The organism is Apibacter sp., assembly GCF_025291155.1.
GTDB lineage: Bacteria > Bacteroidota > Bacteroidia > Flavobacteriales > Weeksellaceae > Apibacter.
In genome coordinates this window covers 1-6,236 of the sequence record NZ_JAMBJZ010000099.1, presented here as the reverse complement: position 1 = coordinate 6,236, position 6,236 = coordinate 1, and the positions used below count along the sequence as shown (strand labels likewise).

Annotated in this window: 6 protein-coding genes; all 6 read left to right on the top strand. The window is 28.9% G+C overall.

The window, feature by feature from the left end; translation table 11 throughout:
* A partial coding sequence (locus M3Z80_RS08615) for a uroporphyrinogen-III synthase (RefSeq protein WP_293919194.1) occupies positions 1 to 247 on the top strand: 247 nt, incomplete at its 5' end.
* Between the two features lie 316 nt (positions 248 to 563).
* Positions 564 to 1,697, top strand: a complete 1,134-nt coding sequence (gene hemW / locus M3Z80_RS08610) for a radical SAM family heme chaperone HemW (protein WP_293919193.1) — start codon at positions 564 to 566, stop codon at positions 1,695 to 1,697.
* 28 nt (positions 1,698 to 1,725) lie between these two features.
* Entirely contained in the window at positions 1,726 to 2,547 is an 822-nt protein-coding gene (gene murI, locus M3Z80_RS08605; protein ID WP_293919192.1) for a glutamate racemase, read from the top strand.
* Between the two features lie 151 nt (positions 2,548 to 2,698).
* Entirely contained in the window at positions 2,699 to 3,319 is a 621-nt protein-coding gene (locus M3Z80_RS08600; protein ID WP_293919191.1) for a bifunctional nuclease family protein, read from the top strand.
* A 252-nt stretch (positions 3,320 to 3,571) separates the two neighbouring features.
* Positions 3,572 to 5,575, top strand: coding sequence for an excinuclease ABC subunit UvrB (gene uvrB / locus M3Z80_RS08595; RefSeq protein ID WP_293919189.1), 2,004 nt, complete (start codon positions 3,572 to 3,574; stop codon positions 5,573 to 5,575).
* 35 nt (positions 5,576 to 5,610) lie between these two features.
* On the top strand, positions 5,611 to 5,838 hold the full coding sequence (locus M3Z80_RS08590) for a hypothetical protein (RefSeq protein ID WP_293919188.1): 228 nt from the start codon (positions 5,611 to 5,613) through the stop codon (positions 5,836 to 5,838).
* Positions 5,839 to 6,236: the final 398 nt, after the last annotated feature.

Genomic DNA, 6,236 nt, shown 5'->3' with positions numbered 1-6,236 from the left:
TAGTAGCGATGTTGCCTCTCAGATTAAAGATATTAATGCCTATGATGCTCTAGTATTTTTTAGTCCTTCGGGCATAAAATCTTTGTTTGATAATTATAAAGATTTTAAACAAGGTTCTATAAGTATCGGCATTTTTGGCCATTCAACCAAACAAGCTGCGGAAGAAGCCGGTTTAATGGTTAATTTCTTTGCTCCAACTAAAGAAAGTCCATCTATGGCAAAAGCTTTGGATGATTTTTTACAATAAAACTAAAAATATATCTAAAGCTCAAATTTAAAATTAAATTTGAGCTTTTTTATAAAATCGTTTGATATTATCCGGTTAATAAATTTCAAATACCATTGTATTTCATAACACTATGCCTGTCAGATTAATTCTTTTTTATACAACTAACCCACTATCTGATGGTCTATAATTAAGATCGGTTAATATATATAGTTTATAAATTTTTCTTAAATTCTCTCATTCTACATTCCTTTTATAAAATCATAATAAATAATTTAATAATGATTGTATAGTATAATACTTAATTGAATTATAGTACTTTTGTAAAGATTAAACTATGTCAGGACTTTATATTCATATTCCTTTTTGTGTAAAAAAATGTAATTATTGTAATTTTCATTTTTCAACACAATTTAAATATAAGCCGCAATTGATTACTGCAATTGGTAAAGAGCTGACATTAAGAAAAAATGAGCTTCGTACTCCTTTAGAATCTATATATTTTGGAGGTGGAACACCTTCAACACTTACTTTTAAAGAACTTAGCCATCTATTTACTATCATACGTCAACATTATGATATTTCTCAAACTACTGAAATAACATTTGAAGCAAACCCGGATGATTTAAATGAAGAATACCTTACTTTTCTTAAAGAACAAACTCCAATAAACCGACTAAGCATAGGAATGCAATCCTTTATAGATGAGGATATTGACTTTATGAACAGAACCCATAGTGCCAAAGATGGTATTACTTGCATAAAATTAGCTAAAAGCCTAGGGTTTGATAATATCACCATAGATTTAATTTACGGTGGTCAAACTACAACAAATGAAAGATGGATGTATTCACTTGAAAAGGCTATTTCTTTAGATATTCCGCATATATCTTCTTATGCATTAACAGTTGAACCTAAAACCGCCTTTGAAGCTCAAATTAGAAAAAAAATAATATCTCACATCGATGAAGAAAGGCAATCATATCAATTTGAAATACTTAGAAAAAAATTAACAGAGCATAATTACATCCAATATGAATTTTCTAATTTTGGCAAAGAAAACTTCTTTTCGCTACATAATAGTTCCTATTGGAAAAATAAACCTTACCTTGGCATTGGACCTTCTGCTCATTCATTTAACGGCACCAATAAAAGGAGTTGGAATATTTCAAATAATATACAATATATAAAATCATTGGAGAATGATAGTCTCAATTCTTATGAAGAATTTATCAGTGAAAAAGACCGTTTTAATGAAAAAATCATGCTCGGACTACGCACAATATGGGGAATTAATATATTAGAACTGGAAAGAGAATTTTCATCTGATTTGATGAAACATTTTTATAAAGAATTAAAATTTCTTGAAGCTGATAATAAAGTGCTTGTAAATAAAAATATTGTAACTATTCATCCCCATTCTCTATTTTTTACAGATGGTATTATCGCTCAATTTTTTTTCGTTGATTAATTATTAATAAACACTTATTTTTGCATCAATGAAAAAAGAAGATCGATCTATCGGTATTTTTGACTCCGGAATGGGAGGACTTACTATTGCAAAGGAAATAAAACGATTATTGCCTCATGAAAGCCTTATTTATTATGGAGATTCCAAGCATTTGCCTTATGGAGATAAGTCAAAAGAAGTTATAATTGAGTATTCTGAGAAAATTACTAATTTTTTACTTGAAAATAATTGTAAAGCCATAGTTATTGCTTGCAATACTGCAACTGCCAATGCCTTAAAAGAAGTTAAAGCATTAGCTAACGAAAAAAATGTTCCCGTATACGATGTCATTTCTCCGGTGGCTGAAAAAGTAGCTTTTACATTTAATCAAAATGTGGGAGTTTTAGCTACTAAGTCAACCATTACTTCACATATTTATAAAAAAAGTATCCAAAAGTTAAATAAACATATTAATGTTTATGAATTAGCTGCTCCTTTACTGGTTCCTGTTATCGAAGAAGGATTTAATAATCATGAAATTTCATCCATTGTTTTAAAAACTTATTTAACAAATAAAAAGTTACAAAATATTGATTCGTTAATATTAGGATGTACACACTATCCTTTAATCATTAATGAAGTTAGAAATTTTTATTTAAATAAAATTCAGGTTATTGATTCCCCATTAATTGTTGCAAGCTATATAAAACAGGACCTTGAAAACAAAAAATTGAATTCTCAAATTCAAAACCCATCTTATGAATTTTATGTTTCCGACTTAACACCTACATTTTCAAAGTTGGCAAAAAAATTTTTTGGAAGTTGTATTCATCTTAGAGTTGTAGATATTTTCAATAAAATTAGAATTTAAAAGAATTTTTTAATAATTTGATAATTTTATAAATAAAAAGAGCTTAATTAATTATAATTATAAAAAATTTAAAAATAATTTTAAAAATAATTCGTAAATTGCACTGCTATTTTAATATATACTATATTTTATTGAGTAATATATAAGTTTTATGGATTTAATACGATTACATGTTAGAGGAATTTCATATAGCCAAACTCAACATACAGCATATGCATTAATTTTAGAAGAAGATTTTGGTAAAAGAAAAATTTCTGTAATAATTGGAAGCTTTGAAGCTCAATCCATAGCTTTGGCTTTAGAGAAAGATATTACTACGCCTAGACCTATTACTCACGACTTATTTACGACCTTTGCAAAGAGTTTTCATATTGTTGTAAAAGCTGTTTTTATTTATAAATTAGAAGAAGGTGTTTTCTACTCTAACATTTTGTTTCAAAATATTGAAACAAAAGAAGAGATTGAAATTGATTCTCGTACTTCCGATGCCATTGCTTTAGCTGTGCGTTTTGAAGCACCTATATATGCAACTAAAAAAATAATGGAAGAAGCAGGAGTCTATATGGAAATGAAGGAAGATAATTTAAATAATGATTCATCCTTTGAAAATACTTTACATTCTATTGAAAATCAGATAAGTAATAATGATATTGAAGATGCTTTTTCTCATCTAACAGATTATGAAATTAATGATTTGATATCTAAAGCAATTGATAATGAAGATTATGAAACTGCTGCAAAGCTGCGAGACGAGCTTGTAAAAAGGAAATAAAACAATTTTATTACCATTTTTAGTAAAATTTTACCTTTTTTTTTAATATTTTAGTTTTCGTTATTTCATTTAGAATTTTTTATTCTCAATGTATATAGCTTTGTAAACTCCATAAGTAATATATAAAAGAATCTTAAAAAATATAAATTTTAAGTAAAATAAATTCTGCACATATTGTATTTAAGTAAGTTTTAAATATAAAAAACTTATTGTCTATTTACATTTTTTTAAATTACATTTTTATTATATAATATGAAATTTCAAGTAGTTTCTCAATTTAAGCCTACAGGTGATCAGCCTCAAGCAATAGAATCTCTTTCTGAAGGAATTTTAAAAAATGAAAAATATCAAACACTTTTAGGAGTAACCGGCTCCGGAAAAACTTTTACCATTGCCAATGTAGTTGAAAAAATTCAACGACCTACCATTATTTTAGCACATAATAAGACATTGGCCGCCCAACTGTATATGGAGTTTAAGGAATTCTTTCCTCATAATGCAGTTGAATATTTTGTTTCTTATTATGATTATTATCAACCGGAAGCATTCATGCCTACTACTAATACATATATTGAAAAAGATTTGTCTATTAATGAAAATCTTGAAAAGTTACGTTTAAGTGCTACTTCTTCATTACTTTCGGGAAGAAGGGACGTGTTGGTTGTTTCATCAGTATCTTGTTTATACGGTATTGGAAATCCAGTAGAATTTAAAAGTAGTATGGTTTCTTTAAAGATAGGACAATCCATTTCTAAAACCAAATTATTACAATCCTTGGTGAATGCATTATATTCACGTTCCGAAATAAATTTTGGAAGAGGTAATTTTAGGGTAAAAGGTGATGTCATTGATGTTTTTCCAGCCTATTCGGATACAGGAATTCGTATTCATTTTTTTGGCAATGAAATTGAACGTATTGAGAATGTGGATTATGTTTCCAATAACGTAATAGATTCAATTGAAAGTATTAATATTTATCCTGCTAATTTATTTGTTACCTCTCCGGAGACATTAAATAATGCGATTCGTAATATTCAAATTGATTTAGGAAAACAAGTCGATTATTATAATGAAATGGGTAAAAATTTGGAAGCTCATCGTTTAAAAGAAAGAACGGAATTCGATCTCGAGATGATTAAGGAATTAGGTTATTGTTCGGGAATTGAAAATTATTCACGTTACCTTGACGGACGTCTTCCCGGTACTCGACCCTTTTGTTTACTTGATTATTTTCCTGAAGATTATCTAATGGTTATTGATGAAAGCCATGTTACTTTACCTCAGGTTCATGCTATGTACGGAGGAGACAGAAGTCGAAAAGAAACTTTAGTTGAACACGGATTCAGACTTCCTGCAGCTTTAGATAATCGCCCTCTTAAATTTGAAGAATTTGAAATGATGCAAAATCAAGTAATTTATGTAAGTGCCACTCCTGCTGATTATGAATTGCAAAAAAGTGAAGGTATTTACATTGAACAGATTATCCGTCCAACCGGTTTATTGGATCCTGAAATTGAAGTTAGACCTTCTTTGAACCAGATTGATGATCTTATGGCTGAAATTCAAAAAAGAATTGAAGAAGATGAACGTGTATTAGTAACTACTCTTACTAAAAGAATGGCAGAAGAATTAACAAAATATCTTACTAAATTCGGAATAAGAACCCGATTTATTCATTCAGATATTGATACTTTGGAAAGGGTTGAAATTATGCAAGATTTACGGATTGGAAAATTCGATGTTTTGGTAGGCGTTAATTTATTACGTGAAGGATTGGATTTACCGGAAGTTTCCTTAGTAGCTGTATTAGATGCGGACAAAGAAGGTTTTTTACGTTCTCACCGCTCTTTAACTCAAACTGCAGGAAGAGCCGCTCGTAATATTCACGGTAAAGTAATCATGTATGCTGATAAGATGACGGACAGTATGAAAAAAACTATTGATGAAACAGCTCGTAGAAGAGAGATACAGAATCAATACAATATAGAACACCACATTTCGCCTCAACCTTTGAAGAAAAAGATTACGAATATTTCTATTAATAATCTTGAAACAGAAGTAAAATCTTATACTCCGAAACATGAAATCAAAAAAGTTGCAGAGGATGAAGTTCATTACAAATCTGAAGATTTAGAAAAAATTATATCTAAAAAACAAAAAGAAATGGAAAAAGCTGCTAAAAATTTGGATTTCTTAACAGCTGCTAAAATTCGTGATGAAATTCAAGCTTTAAAGGATAAAATGGAAATTAGTTAGTTTTAGAGTTTTTAACGTAACATATAAGAGATGAGATGACTCCTTCTATTGATATCGTTAAAAAACTGGCTAATTTACTTAATTCTACTGTTGGCTATCTTTTAGGGGAAACGGAAGAAGATAACATTTTAAAAGAACCCGAAATTTTAAACAGATTCAAAGAAATTGATAATTTAGATCCTAATGACAAGGAAAGGATATTCTTTACTCTTGATGCTTTAATTCATGAAATTAACAATAAAAAAAGGTATGCTAATTCTTAATTAGATTTTACTTCTAAAATAAAAAAACCTTCTTTAAATAAAGAAGGTTTTATTTTTTTACCTAACTTTGCTCCTGACAATCCATTTTATGAATACAATAAAGACAAAGTTTTCAACTTATAATAACGGCAGGCGTACGGGTGAAAGTCCCGAGACTTTTCTACTTCGTAGAATGGGTTGTCAGCGACCTGCCTATTTTTTAACCCTTAATCTTTTTTATCATGACAACCCTAAACAAAAAAGTCGAAACTAGTAATGAATTCTCCATTTCCTTAACTTTTAAAGACAAACAAAATTATCTCTTTACCCTTCAATCCCTATGTAACATCTGTAAATCCTCTCTTGTCCTTTCTTTAGAACAACCCCAACTCACAGAACACACAACCTGGGACATTTTC

What these genes read in the sequence shown, in the direction of transcription:
- murI (WP_293919192.1), top strand. Translation starts at nt 1,726, where the DNA reads ATGAAAAAAGAAGATCGATCTATCGGTATTTTTGACTCCGGAATGGGA.
- M3Z80_RS08600 (WP_293919191.1), top strand. Translation starts at nt 2,699, where the DNA reads ATGGATTTAATACGATTACATGTTAGAGGAATTTCATATAGCCAAACT.
- M3Z80_RS08590 (WP_293919188.1), top strand. Translation starts at nt 5,611, where the DNA reads ATGACTCCTTCTATTGATATCGTTAAAAAACTGGCTAATTTACTTAAT.
- hemW (WP_293919193.1), top strand. Translation starts at nt 564, where the DNA reads ATGTCAGGACTTTATATTCATATTCCTTTTTGTGTAAAAAAATGTAAT.
- uvrB (WP_293919189.1), top strand. Translation starts at nt 3,572, where the DNA reads ATGAAATTTCAAGTAGTTTCTCAATTTAAGCCTACAGGTGATCAGCCT.